Source organism: Halorubrum kocurii JCM 14978 (assembly GCF_000337355.1).
GTDB lineage: Archaea > Halobacteriota > Halobacteria > Halobacteriales > Haloferacaceae > Halorubrum > Halorubrum kocurii.
In genome coordinates, this window is sequence record NZ_AOJH01000012.1 from 55,352 (window position 1) to 81,403 (window position 26,052).

Below are 26,052 nucleotides of genomic sequence, written 5' to 3' on the forward strand. Positions count from 1 at the left end.
TTTCATTATCTGAGTAATGATTATTTAGAGAATGAAATGAACTGCCTGTTGCCCCGTCAGACCACGTTCCGAAGAACCGCCCGAAACGAATAAGCCATTATCCAAGTAATCATTAGGTGGAGAATGACCTTCTACAACAGGAACGATGAACTGGAGGCTCTCAACACAGCATTCGAGTCACCGGGGCACGATTTCTACGTGATCTATGGAAGGCGGAGGATCGGAAAGACCGAACTCCTGAAAAAGTTCTGCCGAGATCAACCTCATATCTATTTTCTCTCCGCTCAAGAGGCTGAGGAACGACAACAGGAGAAGTTCGTTGAGCAAGTAGCGGATTACTTCGGCGATCGCGTACCAAGAATTGACGGATGGGATGAGGCGCTTGAGTACCTTGGAGAAAAGATCGCAGACGAGGATCTTATCGTCGCCATTGACGAGTTCCCATATCTCGTCGAAGAGAACGATTCACTTCCGTCCTACCTTCAGTCGTTCGTGGACGAACATCTACAGGAAACGGACTCGATGCTCATTCTCTGTGGATCGAGCATCAGTACGATGGAGTCAGAAGTACTTGGTCACGAGAGCCCTCTCTATGGTCGTAGAACCGGGCAATTCGACGTCCAGCCGTTCTCGTTCCAGCAGGCACGTGAGGTCATCCTGTACGATATCGAGGGCGCCATCCGATCCTACGCAGTCACGGGGGGAACGCCGATGTATCTCACGCTGTTCGACTATTTCGATTCCTCACTCGCGGACAACATTCGATCGCAGATCCTCTCGCCGTCAGCGGTACTCTACAACGAGCCAGAGTTTCTGCTACGGACGGAGCTCCGAAGTCCAGCACGCTACATGAGCATCTTGGAGTCCATTGCCCTCGGTCACACGACACCGAACGAAATATCCGGAGCGACCGGGATCGATTCGGGACCACTCTCGAAATACCTTCGTAAGCTCCAAAAACTACGGCTCATCGAGCGGGAAATTCCCGTGACTGCATCAGCGAAAAAGTCGAAGCGCTCCAAGTACTACGTCGCGGATGAGTTCCTTCGGTTCTGGTTTCGCTACGTTGAGCCGAACCGATCGAGTATCGAGGAAGCACCGGGGATCGTATACGAGAGCACGATCGAACCTGACTTCCCGAATCACGTCAGCGAGACGTTCGAAGACATCTGTCAGGAGGCGATCTGGGAAGGAATTCGACGCGAAGAGTTCGAGCGGTACTCGGAGATCGGTCGATGGTGGTACGGTGAGAACGAGATCGACATCGTCGGACTTTCGCCAGCTGACGATAGAATTCTCTTTGCCGAGTGTAAGTGGACTTCTGAGCCGGTTGGCCGGGGGCTCGTCGAAGACCTCCGGGCGAAAACCGAACACGTACAGTGGGGACCGGAGTCGCGGACTGAACGATTCGCGTTGTTTTCGAGGAGTGGATTTGTGGAGGGACTCGATCAGGAGGTGGATGATTCGTGGTCCCTGTTCGATGTAGGTAGCATAGACCGAATATTGGAAAGTTCGCCTGAGATCTGATGTTCAATTACGGAAGTGTGAGGAGAAAGCCCCGTGCTTTACAGTAGTTGCCGAACCTGACTGAGGCTCTTCACGCTGGGCTGTGTTGGTCAACAGATGATCCGGACAGCTGAGGCGAAACAGGTCTGTCGTGCCGCGTCGACGGTGCTGTTTCCAGAGCTCGAATTCGGCGTGAAACCGTGTGAGAAGTACACGAGAGAGGATTTCCAAGAAATCCTCTCTCGGATCGCTTTTGATCAGGAGTTCGCAAATACGGGTGGAAAAACGCTCCAACTTGACCGAGACGAGCACGTCGATATCACCGCTACGGCGCGAAATTCGCTGGCTAAATCGCTGCTGTATCACTTGCGTAATCTCTCACCAGACGCCGTCACCGACCAGTTCGATGGCGTCCGAGATCGAGTGTTCGAAGTCCTCCGGTCTCAGCGCCGACTTCCTGCGTTCGTCGATGTTGCCATCGATCTCCACGAGTGGCGCTTCTACGGGTCTGCCAACACAGACCACGTCCTAACCACGTATCCAGATCTCGGAACGAACAAAGCGTTTTGCTTCGCAACACTGTGTATCGTCGCTCCTCGCACGCGATTTACGCTGGCGGTGGTCCCGATGGATGCGAACGGCTTTCGCGCCAAGCGCGAAGCCGTTCGCTCCTTGCTCGAAACAGCCAAGCAGTACGTCTCCATTCGACACGTCTACCTCGACCGTGGATTCTACCAAGTCCACGTCGTTACAGAGTTAGAACAGCAGGATGTCGATTACATCGTGCGTGCGCGGCCGAGTAGTGGAATGAAAGACCGTCTCAGCGCCGGCGCTGAGACGGTTGCTGACGAGTACACGATGCAGCGAAAGCGCAAACCAACGGCGTCGGTAGATGTCACAGTCTTCGCGGTTCCGCACCGCACAAGCGAGGACGAGCACGTCTGGTTCGTGACGAGCTTAAACGTAGATTCTTCGACAACGAGAGCATACGCGGCGGCGTTCCGCCGCCGCTGGGGGATCGAAACGTCATACGCCAGCTCGGCGATTTCCTCCCGAGAACGTCATCGCCGACGTTCTCGGTGCGACTGTTCTACTTTCTGTTCGCGGTCTCGTTGTACAATCTCTGGGTGTTAGCTAACGTTTTAGCTTCAGCTGAAACAGTTCCAGAGACACCGCTGATCTCAACACGGATCTTCCGTAGATTCGTTCTCTCGACAGACTACGGCTGAGTCCACCTCGGATCGGACCGGGATAACCGGTGAGTACGCCTTATCGCGGAGAGGCATCGCCCGGGAACGCCGCTAGCGCGGCGTTCCTTCGCTCTCTCACTGGATCTGTCACAGAGAAACCTGCTACGATCGTGAAATGCGCAAACTCAACGGCTTGGTTAGTACGGAGTAAGATTTGATTCGGCAACTACTGTTTAGCGCGGGGATGAATCCGACAATTGATTACATCATCCACAGCCGATAGCCGTTTGCGTTTGGAATCCTCGATTCATCGACTACTGTTAGATACGCAAGCGCGATCTTACGGTTGATTCAGCCGGCTCTGTTGAAATCCCATTCTTCAGACAGATTCTCACCTGAAACAGCCAGTAGATGCGAGCTGCGCACTTCGTGAGCTGGTGGAACTCGGAAGTCCAAACATGGTTCTGACATCTGGGGGAGAGAATATTTAAATAGCAGGGCTGAGAATCGGTAAGTGAAGAGTAAATTCAATTCAATTGGTAAGTTTTTCCCTCAGGTAGTGGTTACACTCTCTTCCAGCGATGGATCCCAGCGATGACATCACACTGCTTGAAGACCCGGTCTGGACAGAGAAATTCGAACGCGAAAAAGAGCGACTACAAGATGCTGCCGGTGAGGGACTCCTCGGCGTCCACCACGTTGGGAGTACTGCGATTCCGAACGTGCCCGGCAAACCCGCACTGGACGTCGTAGTCGCCTTCGACTCGTTCGAACAGATGAACGAGACTGCAGAACGAATCGTAGAGGAACACGACGAGTTCGAACGATTCGACGAGGCGGACACCTCGATTCTGATCATCAATTGGGCCGACGACCACGCTGTCTTCCACAAGATGCACACCAAAGAGGACGAAGCAAAGATTCGAAACCAGATCCTCTTCCGCGAGTACCTCTGCGAGCACCCCGACGCACGTCGGGAGTACGAGGAAGTCAAGCGCGAGGCTGTCAAGAATCATGCCGACGATCCCGGAGACTACACCAAAGCAAAGTCGGACATCGTCTCTGACCTGCTCCAACGCGCCGGCTCTGCCGGCTACGAACAGCGGTTGCCGGACTATCTCCAATCAGCCTAGCTTTCACTGCGGCGGCACGCTTGCCGCGTCTCAAATCGAAATTACCAGTAAGCAGGACACCTGTACTGACCGAGACTGGGTCAGAATATATTACTTGCTGAGGATTTCAACAAAGCCGTATATCCCTGTTCAGCACAGTCAGAACTGGATGTAGCTCCGTAGCCGAACTGGAGTGATTTACGGAGAATTAGACGGGTACCCGAGCGAGCAAAGAGGGATTCGTGCCAGTCGACACCGCGGCCGTCCTCGACGTGGTCACAGACCTCGAACTCAGCACGTGGCGGTACAAACACAACGGCGGGGCCACGCACATGGGCCCGATGGCCGAGGAGTTCTACGCCGCGTTCGAACTGGGCGACGACGACGAGCACATCGCCACAGTCGACGCCGACGGCGTGGCACTGGCCGCCATCCAAGACCTCGCATCGAACAAAACGGGTGTTGTCTCTCCACCGTATCGAAGTGACCAGATGATAGCTTCACTCCATCGGCGACGCAGCTGCTGAATCAACGAGTGAGTATTCGCGGTCTCGACTCGTGCCTTCTGCTTCGAGGAGGTTGTACTGTGCCATCTTCGAAAGGTAGGTCCGGACGGTGCGCTTCGTCCGCGGATCGTCAACTGCCTCTGTATAGCGGTCGTGGATATCGCTTGGTCCGAGCGGACCGTGGTCGCGAACAATATCGTAGACGACCCGCTGGTGCGGCGTGAGCGAATCGAGGCTCTTCTGTTTAATCTGTGCTCGAGCGTCTTCGGCCGCATCGAGGAGGATATTGTTAGTGATCGCCTCGTGATTTTCGCGGGCAGCCGTGCTGGCTGCGCTGCGAAGCATCCCGATCGCAAGCCGAGCATCGCCAGCGGCGGCATCAGCGATCTGGTAGAGCTGGTTGTCGGTGATAACGCCCTCTTCAAGGCCCCACTTCGTTCGAGCACTCAGAATATCGTACAGTTGTTCGTTGTGGTACTTGTCCATCCGGACGTGCTCGCTGGAGCGCAGCCGACTCACCAGGCGGTCGTCGACGCGGCTGAACAGCTCTTCTTCCTTGTTCGCGATACAGATCACCGCGAACTGCTCCATACTGTGGAGGTCGTAGATGAGGCTCGGGTCTTCGAGTTGGTCGACCTCGTCGAGGATGACGACGGTTCGAGGACCGTCGTACTGTTGGAGACGGTCGATAAGCTCGTCGTGGGGTGTCGACTGGCGATGGATATCTATCGTCGCACCGATGTCGTCGAGGATCTGGTACAGCGTCCGAAAGCGGCTGTAGTTGCGCCAGCAGTTGACGTAGGTGGCCTCGACGTCGAGCACTTCCTCGCGGAGCCGTTCGGTAACGAACTTCGAGACACAGGTTTTGCCGACGCCGCTCGGGCCGGTGACGATGGCCGTGTCGGCCGGCTCGCCGTTCGTGATCGGTTCGAGAACGCTCGAGAGGTGGTTGACCTCGGCGTCGCGATGCTCGACTTCTCGAGGAACGAACCCGGCGCGGAGGACGCGAGCATCACGGATCATCTGTCGATGGCTAGCTATTCTTTGGCTGAGTGATAAAAGTGTGACTGGGTCAGTTCCGGAAAGCCCTCGCACGCCGATGAATCTCTTCTTTGAGAGTCTCGCTGTCTCCCGATTCTGACTGTGGAAACGGATCGTTTCCGGAAACGTCTGAAAACCAAGTCAACAAGGCGTATCGCTCCTGAACCAAGACAACCCAGCATCGAGGAGTATACTTCGCCACCGAGAACTACATAGCAGTATAGTCTACTAATACAAACTGATTAATTCGGGAGCAGAATATCTCCATCTGAGCCCGGTTCTCAGGTAAACTGCTTCGGCTCTGGACCTACCCACATGAACCCGAAACTTCAGTTTGGTAACGACGTTGCGACACGACACGAACGGTTTGAAACCGACAGCTACGGGGGGATCTACATTGTCGGAGACGTCCATGGAAGCCGAAAAATTCTCGAACGGCTTCTTACGGAACTCGACTTAGCGGACGACGATCTTGTCGTGTTCGTCGGTGATCTCGTACGAAAGGGACCAGACAGTCCTGGTGTTATCGATCTTGTCCGTGAGGATCCGCGTCTCGTCAGCGTCCGCGGAAACAACGAGCAGAAGATCGTGCGCGGCGATAAGGATCCGGACTGGCTCCGCGACGGCGACCGCGAGTACTTCGAATCGCTTCCGGTCGCGATCTCCTTCGACAACGTGCTCGTCGTGCACGGTGGCATCGATCCTCAACGGTCGCTCGCAGACCACACCGTCGAAGAGCTGTTGACGATGCGGTCCCCGCACGGCGACGGGTACGACGGACCGTTTTGGTACGACGACTACGACGGACCCTATCGTGTCTTCTTCGGTCACACCGTTCATGACCACCCGGTAGAGCGCGAACACGCCGTCGGTCTCGATACCGGCTGCGTCTACGGCGGAACGCTCACCGCGTACGACTACCGGAACGACGAATTCCGCACCGTAGAGGCGAAGACGCATCAAGAACGCGCCAACTCGAAAATTGTCGATCCGGCCTGAGTGGCTCCATTTGGACCTCCCTCCCGATACGCGAAAAGCTGTTAGCGGTAAAAATCGACACCGTGCTAAACGCCACTCTGAGCTGAATTACTCGTACTCGGTCTGAAGACGATCCCGTGCTCCCTCTCGTGTTTTGAAGTATCGTCGCTCGCCATCGGCCGTCCGAACGGCCCAGTCGTACGTCTCGCTGTCGGGATGGTACCAGCGATCAGGATATGCGTCGAACACGGACACATCTCCTCCATCCGAGTGGGCCTGCTTTTCGTCAGGGTTGGCAGGGGCCTCGTCGGACGCCTCGGACCGAGCGTCCGCCTCAGCCTCCGTGACATCTTCGACGAGAAGCGCTTCCTCGATCAGATCCGTATCGACGACCATCCCCGGACCGTATCCGCGGTCGAGCGCCGCTTCCGTAGCTGACATCAGTATCTCTTGGATGTCCCGCACCGGTTCGTCACCGGAGGAGACTGGCTCGTATGTTCCGTCGCTCCGCATCACCCACCGACGGCGATTGTCCGTTAGCGACGCCTCCAAGATGAACCGGAGCTGTTCGCGCAGTCGCGTGTCTTCGACCGGCGTGACCGCTTCGACTCGGTAGTCGAGGTTCCGGGTCATCCAGTCGGCGGACCCGATGTACCACTCGGGACTGCCTCCGTTTTCGAAGTAGAATATCCGAGCGTGTTCGAGGAATCGGCCAACGATCGAGTGGACGGTGATATTCTCGCTCAGTCCTTCGATACCGGGACGGAGCCGGCAGATGTCTCGAACGATCAGATCGATTTCGACGCCGGCCGTCGAAGCGCGATAGAGTTCTTCGACCATCGACGGGTCTTCGAGCCCGTTTATTTTGACCACGATCCGTGCCCGCCGACCGGCGCGAGCGTGGTCGGCCTCTCGTCTGACCATCTCCGTGAATCGCTCACGCATCGTGACGGGTGCGATCAAGAGCTTCCGGAAGCGATCGTCGAGCGTCGGTCCGGTAAAGAAGTTGAACACCTTCGTGAGATCGAACCCAATGTCTCGATCCGCTGTCAACAACCCCAAGTCCGAATACCCCTTCGCGGTCCCGGAATGGTAGTTTCCGGTACCGACGTGCGAGTAGAGCTGAACGCCATCGTCCTCTTGGCGCACGACGAGCGCCGTCTTCGTGTGCGTCTTCAACCCTACAGTCCCGTACGCAACGTGGATGCCCTCCTCTTCGAGTTGCCGAACCCACTCGAGGTTGTTCTTCTCGTCGAATCGGGCCTTGAGTTCGACCATCACCGCGACCTGCTTGCCGTTGTCGGCGGCGTTGATGAGGCTCTGAATGACCTTCGAGTCGCTCGCTGTTCGATAGATGGCCGCTTTCACAGCGAGCACGTTGGGGTCAGTCGCCGCCGCGTTGAGGAACCGCTGAACCGTCCCCTCGAACGAGTGATACGGGTGATGCGCGAGGATATCTCCATTTTTAATTTCATCGAAGATGCCTCTCATTTCGTCTCCGGTATCACTCGTTACTGGGCCCAGTCGCGGATGGGGCTTGGGTGACCACGCCGGCGGCTTGAGGTCGGGACGATCGATGTCGATGAGCTCGAAGAAGTCCTCGAAGTCGATCGGTCCCTCGCGGTGGAACACTTCTCGGTCGTCGACCCCGAGTTGATCTTTGAGAATCGCCAGCGACCCGTCGGGCATATCGGCGTCGACCTCTAGCCGAACCACCGTCGCGAAGCGTCGCTGTTCGATAACCTCCTCGACCATATCGACGAGGTCTTCAGCGACTTCCTCATTGCGTCGCACCTCGGCGTTCCGAGTCACCTTGAATTTCGAGACGTCACGGATGTCGAGATCCGGGAGTAACAGATCGAGATTACGTTCGATGAGGTCTTCGATGAGAACGTATCTGTCGGCCTCGCCGGACACACTGATGAAGCGAGGTTGATTCGGGGGAATTTTGATCCGGGTGAACGTCGGCTCGTCGCTCCCGTTCGACGAGAGAACGGCGAGCGAAAGCGAGAGGTTGGAAATGAACGGGAACGGGTGAGCGGGATCGAACGCAAGCGGCGTCAACGTCGGCAGAATAGACTCCTCGAAGTGCGTCCGTAGCTGCTCTTGATCTTCTCCGGACAGCTCCTCTGGAGTACAGATCTCGATCCCTTCGTCAGCAAGCGTCGGTTTGAGAACGGATTGCCAGTATGCCGACTGCTGCGCGAAGAGCGGGCGTGCGGTGTCGAGTACTTCGACCCACTGCTCTTTCGGTGTCCGTCCGTCCGGCGTCGTCCTCGTCACACCGGCATCGATCTGCTGTTTGAGTCCGCCGACACGCTTCATGAAGAACTCGTCAGTGTTCTTCGTGAAAAACGCGAGAAATCGGAGCCGTTCGAGCGGCAGATTCCGATCATCCATTCCCTCTCGGAGAACTCGCTCCTGAAACGCCAGTTCGGAGAGTTCCCTGTTGAGGTAGTACTCCGGGTCGGTGAGGTCTCTCTCGCTCACAGCATCACCCGCGTGGAGAGCGTCGATACCGTGGGCCGACTCCTGAATCTGCAAAATTGGAAGCGTCCTCTCATCTCTGAGTCAGCAGAAACGGCGCCTTGCAAATGAGGGAGTACCACTCATGTTCCGGGTTCACCTGTTTGTGGTCGGTTACTCCTCGACATCGAACTAGCGGGACGAGATCTCGACTGACGATTCGGGTGCTGACAGAGACCCTTCGCCACCGGACAGGGAACCGTCCGGGAGCCATGTGTCGTCGCGTTCCGTCCACTCCTCGATCGGGAGCTGCTGATAATTTTCCGAGGGAATGACAATCTCAGTGGCGTCAGAAACGATCCCGTACTTTCGAATCGCCATTTTGGGCTCGTTGAGGTCGTGCCCACGTAGATGGGTCTTCACGCGAGCGTACAGATCCTGTTTCGAGTACTCGCTTCGTCGCCCGTCGAGTGCGCGAACAGCGTTACAAACTGGACACTTGAGGAGCACAGCCAAGTCCATGACCGATCGATGGTACGCTAACTACAAGAAGCCCGATTAATAGTCATCTATATTAATATATAATAGTTGGGGGTCCAATATATCTGCCGCGCCTCAGTCCCACCGGCCCGATATGATCGCTGTTCGACGAACAAGCCCTTGCCTCCCCGAGCGAAATCGGTAGACTGAGCGAAATAGGGTGAGGTTGTTGACTGCAGTTGTCCCGGTCAGTGCGGGCGCCTCGCCGACGCGTCGGCGATCGTCTGAAACTGCGTCGGGTCTTGGAAGAACTCCTCGCCCGTGTCAGCGATCGCCGACTGGTCGATGTATTCGACGCCGTCGCCGTACACCGCTAGCACGGGCTCGTCTTTGAAGTCGCCGATCGGGCGAGACGTGGCGCACTCGATCCCGACGTACGTCCCTCCCGGGAGCGTCGGCGCGTCGGCGTACGCCGCCGGCAGGTCGTCGCTGTGAACGCCCGCGAGCATGTGACCGGGGAGGATCACCATCGCGGTCCGGTAGTCGAACCCCGGCTGCGAAAGCATCCCGACCAGCAGATACGTGAGGTCCTCACAGTCACCGCAGCCGTCGACGAGCGTCTCCTCGACGGTTCGGATGTAGTCCGGCGCTCCGGTCGATTCCGCGTCCGTCACGTATTCGAGCGAGTGTACGAGTCCGATCGCCCCTTCAAGACGGACCGACTCAGGAAGCGACCGCCGAGCACGCTCACCCGTCGCGCTCGCGTCGGCGAGCGACTCTGTGAGCTGTTCGGCGTGAGTGCTCGCCTTTGCCGCTTCGAAGCCGCTCAGGTATCCGTGCGGCTCGGCGGCCGCCTCTCTGTACGCGGACCGCTCGAGCGGAAACTCAAGACGCCACTCCCGCCCGGGCCGGTCCGTCCACTCGTACGTCATCGCGTAGCCGTCCGCGGTCCGTTCTCGAGAGACCGCACCTTCCGCGTCGACGGGTGTCGGCCGAGTCGGCTCGCCCGCAGAAAGCGACCGCATCGCAGACCACAGATCGGACAGTTCGACGACCGAAGAAACGCCGGCCCCGAGCGCGACTCGGTCCAACGTGGTTTCGAGGAGTTCTCGTCGTTTCAAGCCCACCGAAAGACCACCTCGGCTGCGTCCGTTACCGGCGGAGACGTCCGAATTAGCGTCGATCGAAACGTCCGAGTCGGCGTCGGGCGAGGAACCGGAACCGACCCGGACAGCCAGCGTCGCTCCCCTCGACCGGAGAGCCAGACGCGGTCCCGGTGTGTCCGGGCGGTTATCGGAAGCATTCGGGGTTAACCACGGAGTCGACGTTCACCGTCACCCACGTCGACAGCCGCTCGTCGTCGGTCGCCTCAGCCGGGAACACTGTGACCCGGTCAGGACCCGACGACCGCCTATCGACCTGATGTAACAGACCGGTGTATGCGGGCCCCGCCGATCTCCGTCCGGTCGTCTCGTCGTTCGTCGGCCTCCCGTTGGTGTCCGTGGTCATCTGTTGCTCATTCGGGCTATTCGGTGACCACCGCTTGAACGCTTATATGAGGCGAACGGACGCGTCAGAAGCCGACCAGTGGGATATATACTCTTCGTGATCGGTCAGTAATAGCCGCTCTCGCTCCCGGAAAATGAATCCTCACCGATATGTAAACTACTATCTCTGTATTAAAAAAAAAGCCCGACTATGGCGCGTCCCCGGATTGGAATCCGGGAGATTGGCGAGCAAAATATCATATATCAATTGAATATTTGGGTATCCCTCGACCAGAGAACACCTGTTCGGCCGTCGGTTTCGTACGGAGGAATATATATCACTCATAGCAACGAAAACCGTACCTCAGTGAAATCTGCGGCTGTATGTCCTCTCGGGAATGCAAGACGCTGTCACCGGTGCTCGATACGCTCCACACCGGTGTGGCGATCTACGACGCCGTCTCCGGAGCCGTTCTCGACGCGAACGCGCGACTAGAGGAAATCCTCGGTTACACTTCGAACCAACTGCGCGAGCGCTCCGTGACCGAATACACGGCGAACACCTACCCGCACACCGAATCTGAGTTTCACGACCGACTCTCCGCGGCCGTCGACGGAAGCCCGCAGCAGTTCATGTGGCGGGCTAAACGGGCGGACGGCGAACTCATCTGGATCCAGGTGTTCGTTTCGCGACGGCGTCCGACTGCGGACCGCTGCGTCCGCGCTGAAGTGCGGGACATCACGCGTCACTACGACACCCATCACCGGGCGGAACTGTTCTGGCGCATCCTCCGGCACAACCTCCGGAACGAGGCCGCGATCATCATCGGGTGCGCGGAGCAAGCGATGAACGGCCCCGAGAGCGAACCGCCCGAAGAAGTCATCTCGACCATTCGGTCCAGAGGCAAAAAGCTCGGGAACATCGCGACGTCAGTGAAACAGATCGAACACGCGGTGACCGACTCGCAGACGAGCGTCGTCCGGGTTTCCGCCGCGAGCGCCGTGCAGGACGTCGCGAATCGGATGGGCGCCGAACACCCCGACGCGGACATCCGGGTCACCGAACGGAAACAGATGTGGATCGACGTCAACGACGCGCTCGAGTACGCGCTCGCACACGCCGTCGAGAACGCGATCGTCCACAGCGATGACGAGGCGCCGGTCGTCGAGATAACGGTCGGCCCGTCGCCCAACACTGGTCGTACAGAGATCCGCGTCGAAGACGCGAATTCGCCGATCCCGCCCGAAGAGATCGCCGCGCTGTTTTCGCCGACCGTCACCACGAGCACGTCCCACGGCTCCGGAATCGGCCTGTTCGTCATGAAGTGGTGCGTCGAGTCGCTCGGCGGCGAGGTGTCGTTCGAATCGCGGGACTCCGGTGGAAACGCTGTCTGCTTACTGCTACCGCCTAAGCGACTGCCGGATTCGGCGGCGACCGACTGAGTTCGTCGAGAAGCGACGGCGCGTACGGCTCGACAGGAGTCTCCCTACGAGTCGAAGTCAGCGCGAATACGTCCCCAATCTGCTCACTATCTCACCATACTCCTCTATAGCACTCAGTATCAGTCCCAAGTAACGATTTTAGTGACTCCTCCCGCATACCGAGTCGTGAGCCACCACAGCGGTCACCCGGACCACCGAATTGCGTTCGTTTGTGTCCAAAACGCAGGGCGGAGCCAGATGGCGGCAGCGTTCGCACAGCGCGAGCGCGACCGTCGTGAAGCGAGTGATCAGATCGAGATAGTTACCGGCGGGACACAGCCAGCCGACCACGTTCACGATGTCGTTGTCGAGGCGATGCGTGACCGAGACATCGATCTCAGCGACCGAACGCCGCGAGAAGTGACGCCCGAAGAGTTACAGGCGGTAGATCTGGTCGTGACAATGGGCTGTTCGGCATCAGACGTGTGCCCGGCGACGTGGAACGGCGAGAACCGCGATTGGGGGCTCGACGACCCACACGAACGTCCGCTCGAGGAGGTTCGAGGGATCCGCGACGAGATCGAGGACCGCGTCGTCACGTTGTTCGACGAACTCCTGTCAGAGACTCCGTCTGCGGAGTGACGTTTCCGGGTTCCGGTGAGCGCGCCGTCGCCGGCGCCCTGATCGGAAGTATTCAACAGCATCCACCTCCGGTGGACCGCGCGAACCCCTCGCCTATTTGATCGTCGGGACCGCAGACGCCGGTAAAAAAAAACACATCGCTTCTTCGTACAAGGGGGAGTTTGGTCATGATGGAGTCATATCGTCGTCGACCGTCTGAGATATCGTTCTCAGAGGAACGAAGAGGACCCCACGGCTTTAGCCGTGGGAGGAATCCGACGCGTCGGAAAGAAGGGAAGTGGCGGATGTATCGCGCCACGCCGCGTGCGAATGCCGTCCTCGTCGCACTCGACGGCTCTCGGTCGCTGTAAGAGGGGTCCCAGCTCAGAGGAGGCCGGCGAAGACGGTGTTGAACAGGACGCCGACCGTGATCCCGATTGTCACGACTGTCGTGGCATATATCGCGAGCAGTCGGCGTTCGAACAGCTTGTTCAGGAGGATCAGGTTCGGGATACTGATCCCTGCTCCGCCGATGACGAACGCGATCACCGTTCCGATCGGGATCCCCGCCTCGGTGAGCGAATGCGCGATCGGCAGCATCCCGCTGATGCTCACGTAGATCGGTGCGCCGGCGAGCGCGGCGATCGGCGTCGCGAGCGGGTTCCCCGGACCGGCAATCCGCTGGAGGAACTCCGCGGGCACGGCGCCGTGGATCAGCGCGCCGATCGCGATCCCGACGGCGATATACGGCAGCGTGTCCCGGAAGAAGGAGAGCGCGCCCTCGCCGGCTGCAGTCACGCGCTCTTTGTGGGTTCGGTTCGTCGCCGTCGCGCCACACTCGCTACAGCCGCCGGCATCAGCTGTAGCCGAAGCGGATGTACCGCCATCAGTCGCGATTTCGCGGCCGCCCGCGGTGATCCGGACGTCTTTGATGTAGCCGTCAAGATCGAGCGTGCCAATGATGAGTCCCGCGACGATCGCCGCGAGCAGCGCAGTTGTCACGTATGCGACGGTCACGCCGGTTCCGAACAGCCCGAACAGCAGGAACACGGCGATCCAGTTGACGATCGGTGACGCGAGAAGGAACGAGAAGGCCATGCCCGTCGGTGCACCGGCACCTAACAGGCCGGCTAACACAGGGACGGTCGAACACGAGCAGAACGGTGTTACCGCGCCGAGCCCTGCCGCGAGAACATTACCGCTCCCGTGATCGCGTGCCCGCAGCATCTCTTCGACGCGCTCCGGCGGGAGGTACTCCTGTGCGAGCCCGACGAGGAACGAGGCACCGATAAACAGCGGTGTGAGGACCATCGCGAGATGGAGGAAGTAATCCCACGAGTCGAGCAGCGCCGCTTCAGTTCCCACCGGAATCATCGGTTTTCACCCAACGCCGCAGCCAGATCGAGTAGCTGGAGGCTCGCCGTATCTGCGATCCGATAGTACGTCCACTTCCCCTCCTTGCGCGTGTTAACGATACCAGCGTCGCGAAGTTTCCGCAGGTGCGACGCGACTGTCGACTGGGGAGCATCCAGGACGGTCTCTAACTCGCAGGCACAGAGTTCTCCCTCCCGCAGCGCATGAACGACCGCGAGTCGCTTCTCGTTGGCTAACGCTTTAAACGACGACAACTCCGCTTGGATAACTGCGTCGTCTGCTCGTCGAGTCGCCGGGAACGGTCCGTCACAGCAGGTGCCCTCCTCCATCCGTCGGAGCGTCCCGCTTGCGGATTCAGAGCTCGAGTTACTCGCCGCGTTCCGTTCGTTCGACATCACCGATCAGTCCTCCGTGCGGTCGACCCGTTCGTCTTGTGCCTCCACGTCGTTTTCATCCAGGTCTACCTCCTCGATCTGCATATCACAGCAGCTCTCGTCTTTGTTCGACTCGCCACCGAACAGTCGGTCGAGCATCGACATATGAATCGATATATCCCGATATGACTTAACTCATTTGGTCAGGTGTTCAACTGTCTCGAGAGCTCAATCGAATCGACATGATGTTCAGATAATTTCTTCCGACGTAGTACTCTCAGTGGACCACCAACAAACGAGTAGATATGTTATAAACTGTTTATTCAATGGTTGTATGGTGTCTAGTCGGTACTAATCCGCTGTTAGTTACAAATAGTACTGAGTAGGTCGCTTCGATCTCGCTACAGAGGACAGAAAGACCTTTTAAATATGAATAGATACTAAATCATATGTCGCGGTGGATAGCGATTTAAAAGGACCAGATAAATCGTGAAAACGAGATATTAATTGATGGATCCCTGAGCGAAGAGGGCAAACGTCAGCGCGACAGTATCGACAATGTCGGCGCACTCGGCATACGAACCATTGCGTCGGATCTAATGTTGAAAAACCGTAATGAACTCTGACCACGTCTCTATCAGGGATATGTCCTCGGCTGTATTGCGATACTGACCTCCAATACTAGCCTCTATTTTGAGTACTGTTCAAGTGAAAAATTGTACCGGTACCAAGTCTGGACAGCTTAGAACCGATAATACGCAGTACTTCGGCGCCAATATGCTGTTTTATATATCACACAGTGATCTCAATAAGAGAAAGATACAAGTGACCATATACTGAATCGAGAGCATAGCATGAAAGATAATGATAGTTCTGTCACCCGTCGACGGTTACTCGGCGCTGTCGGAACGGCGGGAGCGGCATCAATCGCGGGATGTGGGTTCCAAGCTCCTACGGCTGAGGAGGAATCACCAGCTGAGTCCCCCACCGAACGCGTCAACCGGCTCGATCGGTACCCCCGAATGTTGGTGGGGAGCGTCGGTGACCTCGGGGACGGTACCGTAGAGACGTTTGAGTATCCCCTCGAGGGGACGCGTAACTTTCTCACCCGGATCGAAGGAGCGGCATGGGGTGGCGTTGGCTCAGACGGAGACATCGTCGCATACAACGGCCTTTGTACACATATGGGCTGTAGCGTCGAGGGACTGGTTACCCCCGAGCAAGAGATGGCCGGTCCGTGTTCGTGTCATTACACGACGTTCGATCTCTCGAAAGGCGGGATGGTCGTCAGTGGGGCCGCGACGACCGATCTCCCCCAAGTTCGTCTCGAGATCGAAGACGGCGACATCTACGCGACGGGGATCGACGGACTCGTCTATGGATACCGAAACAACCTGCGGGACGGTACCCCGATCGAAGCCGCCACGGAGGAGTAATTATGGCAGCAGACAACCCGAACACCAGCGAGGTACCCATCCCTCCTACGGGCGCGGAGCGTAGCACACGCTCGTGCCGGTACTGCATCGTCGGCTGCGGGTACGAGGTCTACAAGTGGCCGGTCGGCGAGGAGGGCGGTCCGTCAGCCGACGAGAACGCTCTCGGGATCGACTATCCCGCGGGCTACGGCGAGTGGCCATCGCCGAATATGCACGAGATCATCCAAGAGAACGGCCAAGAGTACCACGTCCTGTTCAAACCGGACACCGAGTATCCGGTCAACGAGGGAGGTTCCCACTCCGTTCGTGGGGGCACGCAGGCCCAATCGTTGTACTCCCCGAATAACGAGGACTACGACGACCGCTTGAAACAGCCGCAGATCCGGATCGGCGGCGACCTCGTTACTGTCGACTGGGACACGGCTATCGAGGCGTGGGCCCGCGCTACTGAAATTGCCACCGAGAACGGTGAGAACCCGAACGGCTACGGACAGAAACTGTACTTCTACCAGTTCATCGAGAACACCTTCGCCGGGACGAAACTCTGTCACGACGTTATCGGCTCTCCCAACTGGGGCGGCCACAACCGCCCGGCGCTCACTACGGAAGTCCCCGGCCTCGTTAACGCCGGCCTCGCACAGTGGTCCTACGCCTACGAGGACGCAGCTGAAGCCGACACGATCGTGCTGGCGGGGGCTGACCCCAAGGAGAATCAAGACGTCATCTTCAGTAAATGGATAAACGAGGAGGGTGACGCCGATATCGTCTTCATCGATCCCCGTAAGAAATTCACCGCGAACTACGCAGAGAACAACGGCGGCATCCACCTCCAGGTCAACGAGGCGACGGACCCAATCCTCTTGAACGCTATTGCCCGCCACATCGTCGATCAGGGCTGGCACGACGAGGGGTTCATCGAGGAGTGGGTGATGGACAACCGCGAGACGATCGACGAGGAAGGGTGGTACCAAGAGGAGTTCGGCCTGACGCCCGAGGAATACTACGATCTCCTAGATGATTCCCGATACGCCCCTGAAAACGCGGCCGAGACGACCGGAGTCCCGGCCGAGGACATCCGTGAGGCCGCCGAACTCATCGCCCAGCCCGACGCCGATGAGACGAACACGCTGTTCATGCTGGAGAAGGGCCTCATCTGGGGGTGGTCCCACGAAAACACCGGTGCGATGGCGAACCTGACGCTCATCACCGGCAGCGTCGGTCGGCCCGGTACCGGTATCACCCGCGCTGGTGGCCACCAGGAGGGCTTCTGGACGAACGGAGCCGAAGGCGACGCCATCGCCGAGCGTTCGACACAAACTTTTGACGGCGAGAAAGTCGAGGGTGTAACGGTCCCACCGAACACGGTCGAACGCGTCAGGGACGGCGAGATCAAACACTGGCACGTCATCGGAAACGATCCGGCTCGCCACTCGTACGCGACCCAAGACCTCCGGAATTCGATCCGGGAGCGGACAAGCGGTGCGCAACCACAGACCGCCGATATCGACGAGATCGAACGGGCGTTCCGCGAGCGCATCGAGAACGGCGGCATGGTCGTTACTCATCAGGAGCTGTACCCAAACACGACGACCCAATACGCCGACATCCTCCTGCCGGCGAAGGCAGTCGAATCCGGTGAGGGCGGCGATTACCACCGCTGGAACGGCGAACGCCGCTTCCGGCAGTATCAGGGCTTCATGGAGGGCCCCTCCGGCGCGAAGGAGGACTGGGAGATCTTCTCGATGATGGGGCAGCGTCTCGGTGCCGACGACATGGACTGGGAGAGTTCCCGGGAGATCTTCAACCTGATCGCCGAAGAGTATCCGGGCGCCGGTGGCGATCACTCCCTCGAAGGGATCGCGCCCGCCGCCGAAGCGAACGACATGACGCCGGCGGAGTATATGGAGACCGTCGAGGAGGGCGTCCAGCAACCGATCTACGAGGAGAACGGTGAGGTACAGGGGACGCCCCGGATCCACGCTCCGGACGGCGAACGCGAGGTCATGGATCACCGGTTCCACACGAGCACAGGCGAAGCAATCTTCCAGCGCGTCGACTGGGATCGGGTCGTCGACCCCGACGACGGGACGACGATCGGCGACGTCTACGAACAGCTCAGTCCCGGCGAGGACGAGATATGGGTGACGAACGGCCGGCTCCAGCATCTCTGGCAGAACATGTACACTCACCAGCGACTGGAGTACGTCCAGAAACGCTTCCCACAGAACATCCTCCAGCTTCACCCCAACGACGCGGCCGACCGGGAGATCGAAGCCGGCGATCTCGTCGAGATCGTCAACGACGACGTCCTCAACATCCACGGCGAGAACACCGAGGGCAGCTTCACTGCGGTCGCCTACGTCGTGGATGAAGACGACGCGGCTCAGGGACAGGCCGTCTCGGAGGGATTGGCGTACACCTACTGGCTGTACCCGGACCAGGTCAACAACGACGTCAATCCGGCGTACCTCGATCCCGCCAACCCCAACCCCGGCTACAAGTACGGGAAGGGGCGCATCAGACGCCTCGGCGAAAGCGAGGTCAAAGACGAAATGAGTTTCAAGCCGATGAACATCGCCCCAGAATGACGAGTACGGACCACGCGGACGCACTCACAGACGGGGATTTCGTCCGGATCGAATACACGGCCCGCGCCGTCGAAAGTGGGCACGTCGTGGACACCACGGATCCCGCCGTCGCCGCGGACGCCGACATCGATGGCCTCGACGCCGACGGACCGATCGTCATCGTACTCGGAGAGGAACACGTGTTCGAACCCATCGAGGAGACGATACGCTCGATCGGGATTAGCGGGTCGACGACGGTCACTGTGGACCCAGACGACGCATTCGGCGAGCGCGACCCGAACAAGCGCGAAACGGTACCGACCTCGCTCGTCCCGGCTGACCGACGCGAGGCCGGTCGAACCGTCTCCGTCGCCGGCCGCGAGTGCGTGATCGAGTCGGTCAACGATGAGACCGCACACCTCGATTATAATCACTCGCTCGCGGGCGTGACGCTGGAGTACGACCTGTCGGTCGGCGGGCGGGTCACAGGTCGCGACCGCGTTGAGGGGCTCCGTGCACTCCACGGACTCGACGCCGAGGCGGTGGTGTCCGACGACCAGCTTTCCATCTCGATCACCGCGACCGATCCATCGCAAGAACGCGATCGGCGACTCCGAGCGTTCATCGGCGACGCGAGACGGTTCCTTCCCGTCGAGGAAGTGTCTGTCACCGAATCGTACTCGGGATAGTCGTCCTGTCGGTTGACGCCACCTTCTTGTTGATACGAACCGAACATAAAGTGTATGAACGTCCTCGTCGCTGGTTCGCATGGACAAGTCGGCCAACACGTGACCCGTCTCCTCGCTGAGAGCGATCACAGCGTTCAGGGGATGGTGCGCGTGGAGTCGCAAGCACCAGATATCGGGGAATTGGGTGCTGAGCCGGTTGTAGCGGATCTCAGCGGTGACGTTTCTCACGCCGTTGAGGGGATTGACGCGATCATTTTCGCTGCGGGATCGGGTGGTGAAGACGTGTGGGGTGTTGACCGCGACGGTGCGATTAACCTCATTGACGAGGCGGTATCTGCGGGGGTAGAACGGTTTGTGATGCTCAGTTCGATAAACGCCGATCAGCCCGAGAATAGCCCTGAGGCGTTGCGAGAGTATCTCCGCGCAAAGGGTGAGGCCGACGAGTATCTCCAACAAAGCGGCCTGACGTACACTATCGTTCGGCCTGGACCGCTGACAAACGAGGATGGTACCGAACAAATCAAAACTGGTACTGATCTCGATAGAGACCTGATTCAGATCCCGCGAGAAGATGTCGCCCGGACACTGATCGCGACGCTCGAGGCTGAGAGTACGTCTGATGAGACGTTTGAACTCGCAGCCGGTGAGGTGTCGATCGATGAGGCGTTAGAGACGCCACTCCACACGTAGTCTGACGACCGGATCGCGGATGAGTACCCCCTTTGATCGGTGCTCCACCTCGATATCCTCCCTGATACATTCCACCAGTGAGCTGGTCCGGTACTGGTTCTTCTGAGACACTGTTTCGTGGCTGGATGTGGTGTTGGCGTTCCTCCGCTAGCCCGTATCCTAGGCGGGAGGTCAAAGTGCTCCTCGCGGATGTAGAGTCTGCTGATGGCGTCCGAGCAGACGTTGCGATCCGTGTAGCTGCATCACACCGAGCAGTCGACGCCGTCGCCAAGCGTATCCGAATGCTCGGATTGCCGGGACGGTTCGACGCATCTTTCGTCGTTGGCGGCGACTTCCTCGTGAATGAGTCGCTACCGGACGGCTGGCCGCTTCTTGCTGCTGTGTGCAGTCTGGGGGACGGCGTTCATGGCGACGGACGTCGGCCTCGGAGATCTCCCCGCGGTACCGTTCGCAGCCGTACGCTTCGACGTCGCTGCCGCGCTGCTGTTCGCCGCCGTTTTCGCCTCCGGTGCGGACGTCCGCCCCCGGACTCGTGACGACTACGTCTACGTGCTCGTCGGCGGCGCGCTCATCATCGGCGCCCACCACGCGTTCCTCTTCGCCGGCCAGCGGTACGTCACGGGCGGTGTCGCCGCCGTTCTGTTGGGGCTCGTCCCCGTGGTAACGCCCGCGCTCACGCGGCTCGTCTCCACCGACGAGGAGTTCACCTCCGCAACTGCACTCGGCGTCGCGCTCGGGTTCGTTGGCGTCGTCATCATCGCCGATCCCGACCCCGCGAACCTCGCGGACAGCGTTCTCGGGGTCATGCTCGTGCTCGCGTCCGCGCTCGCGTTCGCCGTTGCCGCGGTCGTCACGCACAGCCGATCGCCGTCGATGCCCTTCCTCTCCACGCAGGCGTGGATGATGGCCGTCGGCGCGGTCGTCCTTCACACCGCCGTGCTCGTGCTCCCCGGGCAGTCGTTCGCGGCCGCCACGTGGACGCCGTCCGCGCTCGGCGCCATCGCGTACCTCTCCGCGGTCGCCGGCGTCGGCGGCTTCCTGCTGTACTTCACCTTACTGGACGACCTCGGCCCCATCGAGATGAGCTTCATCGAGTACGTGATTCCCGTATTCGCGGCGCTGGCGGGCTGGCTCGTGCTCGGGCAGGATGTGACGCCCGCAACCGTCGCCGGGTTCGCGTTCATCCTCGCGGGGTTCGTCGCCGCGAAGTGGCGGGCGCTGCGTCGAACCTCGCGGCGCGTCGTGACGCCAAGGTGACAGCCATCGGGTATTGCCCTCTTGTTTGATTTTCGAGAATTGAGTACAAGATTACCCATGGCGACGCCAGGCCAGTTCGGTGAATTTAGCGGGTGACATGTTCCAGAATCAGTTGGCGAACCGTTGGCAGAATTAGCTGGTATTTGACGCGTTTTATTCATACTATTTATAAACCAATTCAGATAGTGAGGCCACAGACGATTCTAGATCAAATCTTGGGGTTCGTTTTCAACACCGGCGTTCGTTCTCAAGCTGGAAGCCCGCTCTCCGAGTATAAGCCGAGTTGATCGACACCATCTCGCGACTAGGTCGATAACTCCTCGGCAACAGCGACATCGTATCCGGCGGCGTACCCGTTCAGCTTGGCGGCGATCGGCGATTCGCGCAGGTCGTCGTCGTCGTATCCGGCCGCCTCAAACGCGTCCATATACGAGGAGACCGAACGGAGCTTGTACTTTTGATGATAGTCTTCAGCAAGGTAGAATCGAGAGAGCTGCTCAACCCGCGTTCCAATCCCATCAGCAGTAAGCCCCTGGGCAGTGAGAAACTCATTGAGGGCTGCTTGTTGGGCCGCTGTCGCAGCGAAGACGACATTCTGATACTGTGTCTTTCTGGTTTGCTGCTGCGGATTGTGCGACTCAAAGACCAGTTCCAGCAGATCTCGATACGTGATGCTGTCCGGATCGAACTCGACCTGGAACACTTCGGTGTGGTCACCCAAGGAGTGGTATTCCGGACCGCGTTTTGTTCCCCCAGCGTAGCCGACACGGGCGCGTACAACGCCGTCAATCGCCCCGAACTGGGCCTCTGGTCCCCAAAAACACCCAATCCCGAATGTGGCCGTCGCAGTTTCGTTGCTGTCCATCGCACGGCGGTCGTACTCGTGTATCTGTGTTTCTGTGAGCGTCATTGAGGTCATCAGCCTGGAGAGCCGCCGAAGTGCGGTTCGTGGATCCCACCGCATCTACCTACCAGTCAGGCTCGTAGACGTATACGTTACGTGTCGGTCGCAGTGTGTCGTCGAAAATGGGTTCGCGGTCTTCGTGTCGCGATTGTCGAGAACGGGGTCACGGACGAGTTTGCAGCTCAACGCAGGGCTCGTCGACAGCTCGCTCGATCTCTACGCCGTTTTTTGCGAGTATGACCTCGGGAGACGTAGTGGACGGAAGAGTACCCCTACGAGTGATTCTCGTCGTTTTCACCCGATACGACATCGTCGGCCCCCGTCGGTGCTTCGATACGTACGGCGTGACGCGTGTGTCTCGCGTGAGTCTCTGCCCAGCGACGGGCGGGTCGCTCTGCGAGAAACTGTTCGCCGTCCGGGCAGCGCCGGCACCGAACGATCCACGGGGTCACATCGTCCGGGTAGTGACCGGTGTGACGCTCATGGTCAAGCGCGAACTGTTCGATCGCGTGGCTGCCCGGATCGAGATTGTCAAGTTCGTTGTCCAGCGTCCACTCTCGGTCACAACGAGTACACGAGACGGTCGGTACCCCGGCCTCGTCGGTAGCAAACGAATCGTCCGTCATGACTCCGCTTCGTCTTGAGGCTACTTCAACGGCGACCCCTCTGTGGCTTCGTCTGTTGGGTGTCGGGGGGCTCTCTCTGAAGAGTAGATGAGAGTCTCCGGTGTCACAGCCGAACGAGGAGGAGGCCCACGGCTTCAGCCGTGGGAGGAATCCACCAATGTGACCACGACACCGAGGGTGCGCCGCTGGTCTGCGTAGCTACACCCACTAGCGGCAGCGTTCCGCGATGAAAGACGAAATGACGTGATTGAATTGCTCAGGCTCCTCGAGGAACGGGCAGTGACCACTATTAGGGAACCACTCAACCTCGGCGTCGGGCGTATTATCGGCAACGTATTCGATCCCACCATTCTCTAGCATCGTTTCGTCTTCACCAAGGCACACAAGGGTGGGAACATCAACGTCTGCTACCGCCTCCCGGTAGTCGCGTACTGATTGGTCGAAGAGAATCGCGCTCGTGATCGACGGTGGCACTCGTGTGATCTCATCGAAGAGCGTCTGTTCGACCGAGTCCGGTTCATCCACAAGCATCTGCTCAATGAATGACAACGCCAGTTCGTGCGGGTTGGTTTGTGCGAGCTCCATGAGTCCACGAAGTTCGTCAAATCCGAACACACCGTGATCGTAGCCCTCTTGCTCAAGATCGAGTGGCTGTTGTTCGACACTCACGAAGCCTCGGAATCGGTCTGTCCCAAACTGCCGAACGTATTCCCACGCCACAAGCGATCCCATCGACCAGCCGACAACGACGACATCTGAAAGGTCCTGCGCGTCGAGGAACGCTTCCAAGTCACGGGCATACTGTGGCAGCGTATGTCCAGTTTCGGTCTTTTCGGAGCGACCGTGTCCTCTAAAATCGAGCGTGATCAGCTGATACTCTTCGCTGAGTGGCTGCTGCTCGCTGAAGAATCGGCTACTCATCAGCACGCCGTGGAGGAAGACAATCGGAACTCCATCTCCAGTCGACTCATAGTACATTTCGGCTCCGTTGACCGATTCGGTTGGCATATCGGTAGATGTGTGTGATTGTTGTTAGCTGTTATGACCAACTCTGATGCCAACAACATATTTGGGTTTGTTGGCTCTGTTGAACCTCAGGAAGTGATATATTCTGACTGGGGTGTGGTCAGTACAGGGGACTCACGCACTCATGTCAAACACTGGTCTCTCCACGATCTGTTGGTAGCGGCGTGCGAGATACGGAAGCTGGTGTAGGAAGTCCGCGACTTTCGCGCGGGAGCAATGCGACCTTTGAACTTCGAGCTGTGGACCACGCGAAAAGGATCAGCTCTCAGCCGCGAGATTAATGTATTCGATTAAGAACGCCATCACTTGTTGTTCGGCTTTTCGCAGGTGATTCGAAGCCGTGGTTTTCGTGATATCCATCTGTTCGGCTAACTCTTCGAGCGTGACCTGTCGGGGGATCTCAAAATATCCGTGTTCTAAGGCGAGCGTCAGGAGCTCCCGCTGCCGGTCTGGAATCGACGAAAGCAGTTCGTGCCACTCGGTCGTCGACGGAGTGATCTCTCGTTTGAAATCCTGTGAGACGCGCTCAAGATGAACCGGACCGGATTCGCTCAAGACATCCGTTACGTCGGAGAGGTCTTTTTGATTGTTTAAGAGAAGGTCGAAGCACTCGCACCCGTCTTCCAACTTCGTCGATCCGATCGGGAGGTACCCTTCATACATCAGCGTCTGTAGCGGCGAAAACTGTGACAGCGTTCCTCGCAGGAACAACGTCCCCGCCGTTCGTGACGACTCGTCGGCGGAGAATCGCTCGATCAGTTCAACCGCTTCGATGTCGCTATGGTCTTCGATGATCTCGATGGTTTCGTCGAAATCGTCCGTCTCGAGCGTCATAAGCCCAATATAATTGCGATTCTGGAACGTGGACGCGAGAAACACTCCAAACACTTTGTGTTGTTGTAACTTCTCGGTCTAGTCTCGTTGAAACTCAACACAGACTTTGGCCGTAAGCATCCTATTGTATGGGTGATTGACTCCCAGATATAGTCTCGCCCTCGGGTACGCGCGGTGTTAATTTAAGGAAGAGGCGGGACGAGGATTCAGATGGTCCCTGCGAACGTGGCCGACTGATTGTCATCAACTACAGGGTACGCACATGTCTCGGTTGTTGAGTCGATTTTACACGGTATGTTCGATTAGCGGCCGAATGCTTATGACGCCGCTCAGGTAACATGGTGATAATGAGCACCGAAACGAGTACGAACGACGACGTCCAGAGTGGGCGAACGATCACGCTCACTCAGGCGGACGGCGGCTGGTGGGTCGCCCGTGACGAGGAGACAGGTGTTGCGAGCCAAGGTGAGACGAGGCAAGACGCCCTCGACAATCTCGACGAGGCAGTCGCGCTCCACAAGGGAGATATCGGCGAGTCGATCGATACCCGGGAGGAAGAGGAGAAAGTACTCGAGGAGCTCGGTATCGACCCGGATGAGGTAGCGCAGGCTCGTGATGAGCACGATGGCCTCCCCGACTTCATGCAGTAAATTGGATGGCGTCACGCGATTTCTCTGGGCGCGACGTCGTCAAGGCACTCACGAAAAACCGCTTCGTCATTGTTGACCGGACCGGTAGCCACGTCAAACTGCGGTACGAGCACCCGACGAACGACGACGATGTCCGTGTCGTCTCCGTCCCGCAACACGATCGGATCCGAACTGGAACACTACGTAACATCGCAGACCAGTCCGGAGCGGAAGACTTCGAGAAGTGGTGTCAGTGGATCGACCGGCAGTGCTGATTCGCCGCTCAACTAATCCGCCGAAAATATTGGACTGTACTCCCAGACGGATCTGCTAGTTCAGCGCTTAGGCCCTGTAAGATACCCAGAAGATGACATCTTCTGGATTGATTCGTTCAATACAGGGTTCTGAGTGGACACAACTTTTTTTGATTTTATCCAATAGCTGTACTCATGGCCCGCGCCACCGCAACCGAGGTCTCCCCACAACAGAAATTAGCTGTAACTGGGATACTGGGGGTACTAGGTGTCGTGTTGCTTGGTTTCGGAGCCCCTCGAGCGGAGACTGTCAGTATTGCTATTGGGGGTGGAGCATTGGTGATTGCTCTGGCAACATACTCAGCGATGGGTGAAACGTGATTAGTAAGCAGGCACGTTCTACCGGTTGGTTCTGGATTTTGATGGAGAAAATAACGCAGTTCCATTGCTGACTGCATCCTCTACATTCAGCAACCAGTACCTATCAGTTCCTGAGGATTTCACCTATGGAAACGCTGCTACCCGGGCAAACCACGTCTAGCGACAAAATGATTACGCCGTCTGGGGATCTGCTGTTTTCACA

At 58.2% G+C, this 26,052-nt stretch carries 24 protein-coding genes and 2 pseudogenes; 15 read left to right on the forward strand and 11 right to left on the reverse strand.

All coding sequences use genetic code 11. From position 1 onward, the window contains the following. The first annotated feature begins 123 nt into the window (after positions 1-123). From C468_RS01660 to C468_RS18775, 4 genes and pseudogenes are all read left to right on the forward strand, one after another. Complete coding sequence (locus C468_RS01660; protein ID WP_008847137.1) at positions 124-1,527, forward strand: ATP-binding protein; 1,404 nt, start codon at positions 124-126, stop codon at positions 1,525-1,527. Between the two features lie 96 nt (positions 1,528-1,623). Next, the gene (locus C468_RS17420; protein WP_008847138.1) at positions 1,624-2,640 is read left to right on the forward strand and encodes a transposase; all 1,017 of its coding nucleotides are present in this window, start codon (positions 1,624-1,626) and stop codon (positions 2,638-2,640) included. 637 nt (positions 2,641-3,277) lie between these two features. Further along, entirely contained in the window at positions 3,278-3,829 is a 552-nt protein-coding gene (locus tag C468_RS01665; RefSeq protein WP_008847139.1) for a GrpB family protein, read from the forward strand. 218 nt (positions 3,830-4,047) lie between these two features. After that, a pseudogene (locus C468_RS18775) lies at positions 4,048-4,335 on the forward strand (tail fiber domain-containing protein); the annotation flags it as partial. Here the strand turns inward: C468_RS18775 and C468_RS01675 are convergent. Then, entirely contained in the window at positions 4,309-5,337 is a 1,029-nt protein-coding gene (locus tag C468_RS01675; RefSeq protein ID WP_008847141.1) for a Cdc6/Cdc18 family protein, read from the reverse strand. The pseudogene C468_RS18775 and the gene C468_RS01675 overlap by 27 nt on opposite strands. Before the next feature lie 333 nt (positions 5,338-5,670). On the opposite strand from C468_RS01675, the gene C468_RS01680 reads away from it, so the two are divergent. Further along, the gene (locus C468_RS01680; RefSeq protein ID WP_049911867.1) at positions 5,671-6,354 is read left to right on the forward strand and encodes a metallophosphoesterase family protein; all 684 of its coding nucleotides are present in this window, start codon (positions 5,671-5,673) and stop codon (positions 6,352-6,354) included. A gap of 87 nt (positions 6,355-6,441) precedes the next feature. Here C468_RS01680 and ppk1 read toward each other — a convergent pair whose 3' ends face one another. From ppk1 to C468_RS01700, 3 genes are all read right to left on the reverse strand, one after another. Beyond that, positions 6,442-8,823 carry a polyphosphate kinase 1 gene (gene ppk1, locus C468_RS01685; protein ID WP_008847144.1) on the reverse strand — a complete coding sequence of 794 codons (2,382 nt, stop codon included), beginning with the start codon at positions 8,821-8,823 and terminating at the stop codon, positions 6,442-6,444. A gap of 704 nt (positions 8,824-9,527) precedes the next feature. After that, a complete protein-coding gene (locus C468_RS01695) occupies positions 9,528-10,400 on the reverse strand; it encodes a hypothetical protein (protein WP_049911888.1) in 873 nt (290 codons plus the stop codon). A 169-nt stretch (positions 10,401-10,569) separates the two neighbouring features. After that, positions 10,570-10,788 (reverse strand): DUF7511 domain-containing protein, encoded by a 219-nt coding sequence (locus C468_RS01700; protein WP_008847147.1) that lies wholly within the window; start codon positions 10,786-10,788, stop codon positions 10,570-10,572. 362 nt (positions 10,789-11,150) lie between these two features. Here C468_RS01700 and C468_RS01705 point away from each other — a divergent pair, with 362 nt between their 5' ends. The 3 genes and pseudogenes from C468_RS01705 to C468_RS19195 form a co-directional block, all read left to right on the forward strand. After that, positions 11,151-12,209 carry a PAS domain-containing sensor histidine kinase gene (locus tag C468_RS01705; protein WP_049911869.1) on the forward strand — a complete coding sequence of 353 codons (1,059 nt, stop codon included), beginning with the start codon at positions 11,151-11,153 and terminating at the stop codon, positions 12,207-12,209. A gap of 198 nt (positions 12,210-12,407) precedes the next feature. Then, positions 12,408-12,830: an arsenate reductase/protein-tyrosine-phosphatase family protein gene (locus C468_RS01710; protein ID WP_275039704.1), complete on the forward strand. Its 423-nt coding sequence runs from the start codon at positions 12,408-12,410 to the stop codon at positions 12,828-12,830. A gap of 257 nt (positions 12,831-13,087) precedes the next feature. Further along, positions 13,088-13,180: pseudogene (locus tag C468_RS19195) on the forward strand (ArsR family transcriptional regulator); the annotation flags it as partial. Between the two features lie 13 nt (positions 13,181-13,193). Here C468_RS19195 and C468_RS01715 read toward each other — a convergent pair. The 3 genes from C468_RS01715 to C468_RS18335 are packed head-to-tail and all read right to left on the reverse strand — an operon-like array spanning position 13,194 to position 14,722. Beyond that, complete coding sequence (locus C468_RS01715) at positions 13,194-14,183, reverse strand: permease (RefSeq protein ID WP_049911871.1); 990 nt, start codon at positions 14,181-14,183, stop codon at positions 13,194-13,196. After that, positions 14,180-14,578: a metalloregulator ArsR/SmtB family transcription factor gene (locus C468_RS01720; protein WP_049911872.1), complete on the reverse strand. Its 399-nt coding sequence runs from the start codon at positions 14,576-14,578 to the stop codon at positions 14,180-14,182. The genes C468_RS01715 and C468_RS01720 overlap by 4 nt, the downstream gene beginning before the upstream one ends. Positions 14,579-14,584: 6 nt before the next feature. Next, positions 14,585-14,722 carry a hypothetical protein gene (locus C468_RS18335; RefSeq protein WP_161609717.1) on the reverse strand — a complete coding sequence of 46 codons (138 nt, stop codon included), beginning with the start codon at positions 14,720-14,722 and terminating at the stop codon, positions 14,585-14,587. Positions 14,723-15,585: 863 nt separating this feature from the next. On the opposite strand from C468_RS18335, the gene C468_RS01725 reads away from it, so the two are divergent. From C468_RS01725 to C468_RS01745, 5 genes are all read left to right on the forward strand, one after another. Further along, the gene (locus tag C468_RS01725; protein WP_241430969.1) at positions 15,586-15,993 is read left to right on the forward strand and encodes a Rieske 2Fe-2S domain-containing protein; all 408 of its coding nucleotides are present in this window, start codon (positions 15,586-15,588) and stop codon (positions 15,991-15,993) included. A 2-nt stretch (positions 15,994-15,995) separates the two neighbouring features. Next, positions 15,996-18,581: an arsenate reductase (azurin) large subunit gene (locus C468_RS01730; RefSeq protein ID WP_008847153.1), complete on the forward strand. Its 2,586-nt coding sequence runs from the start codon at positions 15,996-15,998 to the stop codon at positions 18,579-18,581. After that, positions 18,578-19,249 carry an FKBP-type peptidyl-prolyl cis-trans isomerase gene (locus C468_RS01735; RefSeq protein WP_008847154.1) on the forward strand — a complete coding sequence of 224 codons (672 nt, stop codon included), beginning with the start codon at positions 18,578-18,580 and terminating at the stop codon, positions 19,247-19,249. The genes C468_RS01730 and C468_RS01735 overlap by 4 nt, the downstream gene beginning before the upstream one ends. Before the next feature lie 54 nt (positions 19,250-19,303). After that, complete coding sequence (locus C468_RS01740; RefSeq protein ID WP_008847155.1) at positions 19,304-19,939, forward strand: SDR family oxidoreductase; 636 nt, start codon at positions 19,304-19,306, stop codon at positions 19,937-19,939. A 342-nt stretch (positions 19,940-20,281) separates the two neighbouring features. Beyond that, positions 20,282-21,196, forward strand: coding sequence for a DMT family transporter (locus C468_RS01745; protein WP_049911875.1), 915 nt, complete (start codon positions 20,282-20,284; stop codon positions 21,194-21,196). A gap of 304 nt (positions 21,197-21,500) precedes the next feature. Here C468_RS01745 and msrA read toward each other — a convergent pair whose 3' ends face one another. From msrA to C468_RS01760, 4 genes are all read right to left on the reverse strand, one after another. After that, positions 21,501-22,106 (reverse strand): peptide-methionine (S)-S-oxide reductase MsrA, encoded by a 606-nt coding sequence (gene msrA, locus C468_RS01750; protein ID WP_049911890.1) that lies wholly within the window; start codon positions 22,104-22,106, stop codon positions 21,501-21,503. A 266-nt stretch (positions 22,107-22,372) separates the two neighbouring features. Further along, complete coding sequence (locus tag C468_RS18940; protein ID WP_080510594.1) at positions 22,373-22,726, reverse strand: hypothetical protein; 354 nt, start codon at positions 22,724-22,726, stop codon at positions 22,373-22,375. A 207-nt stretch (positions 22,727-22,933) separates the two neighbouring features. After that, positions 22,934-23,734: an alpha/beta fold hydrolase gene (locus C468_RS01755; RefSeq protein ID WP_152422849.1), complete on the reverse strand. Its 801-nt coding sequence runs from the start codon at positions 23,732-23,734 to the stop codon at positions 22,934-22,936. A gap of 276 nt (positions 23,735-24,010) precedes the next feature. After that, complete coding sequence (locus tag C468_RS01760; RefSeq protein ID WP_206536733.1) at positions 24,011-24,586, reverse strand: helix-turn-helix domain-containing protein; 576 nt, start codon at positions 24,584-24,586, stop codon at positions 24,011-24,013. A gap of 347 nt (positions 24,587-24,933) precedes the next feature. On the opposite strand from C468_RS01760, the gene C468_RS01765 reads away from it, so the two are divergent. After that, complete coding sequence (locus tag C468_RS01765; RefSeq protein WP_049911877.1) at positions 24,934-25,236, forward strand: type II toxin-antitoxin system HicB family antitoxin; 303 nt, start codon at positions 24,934-24,936, stop codon at positions 25,234-25,236. A 5-nt stretch (positions 25,237-25,241) separates the two neighbouring features. After that, positions 25,242-25,490, forward strand: a complete 249-nt coding sequence (locus C468_RS01770) for a type II toxin-antitoxin system HicA family toxin (RefSeq protein ID WP_008847161.1) — start codon at positions 25,242-25,244, stop codon at positions 25,488-25,490. The last annotated feature ends 562 nt before the right edge of the window (positions 25,491-26,052 follow it).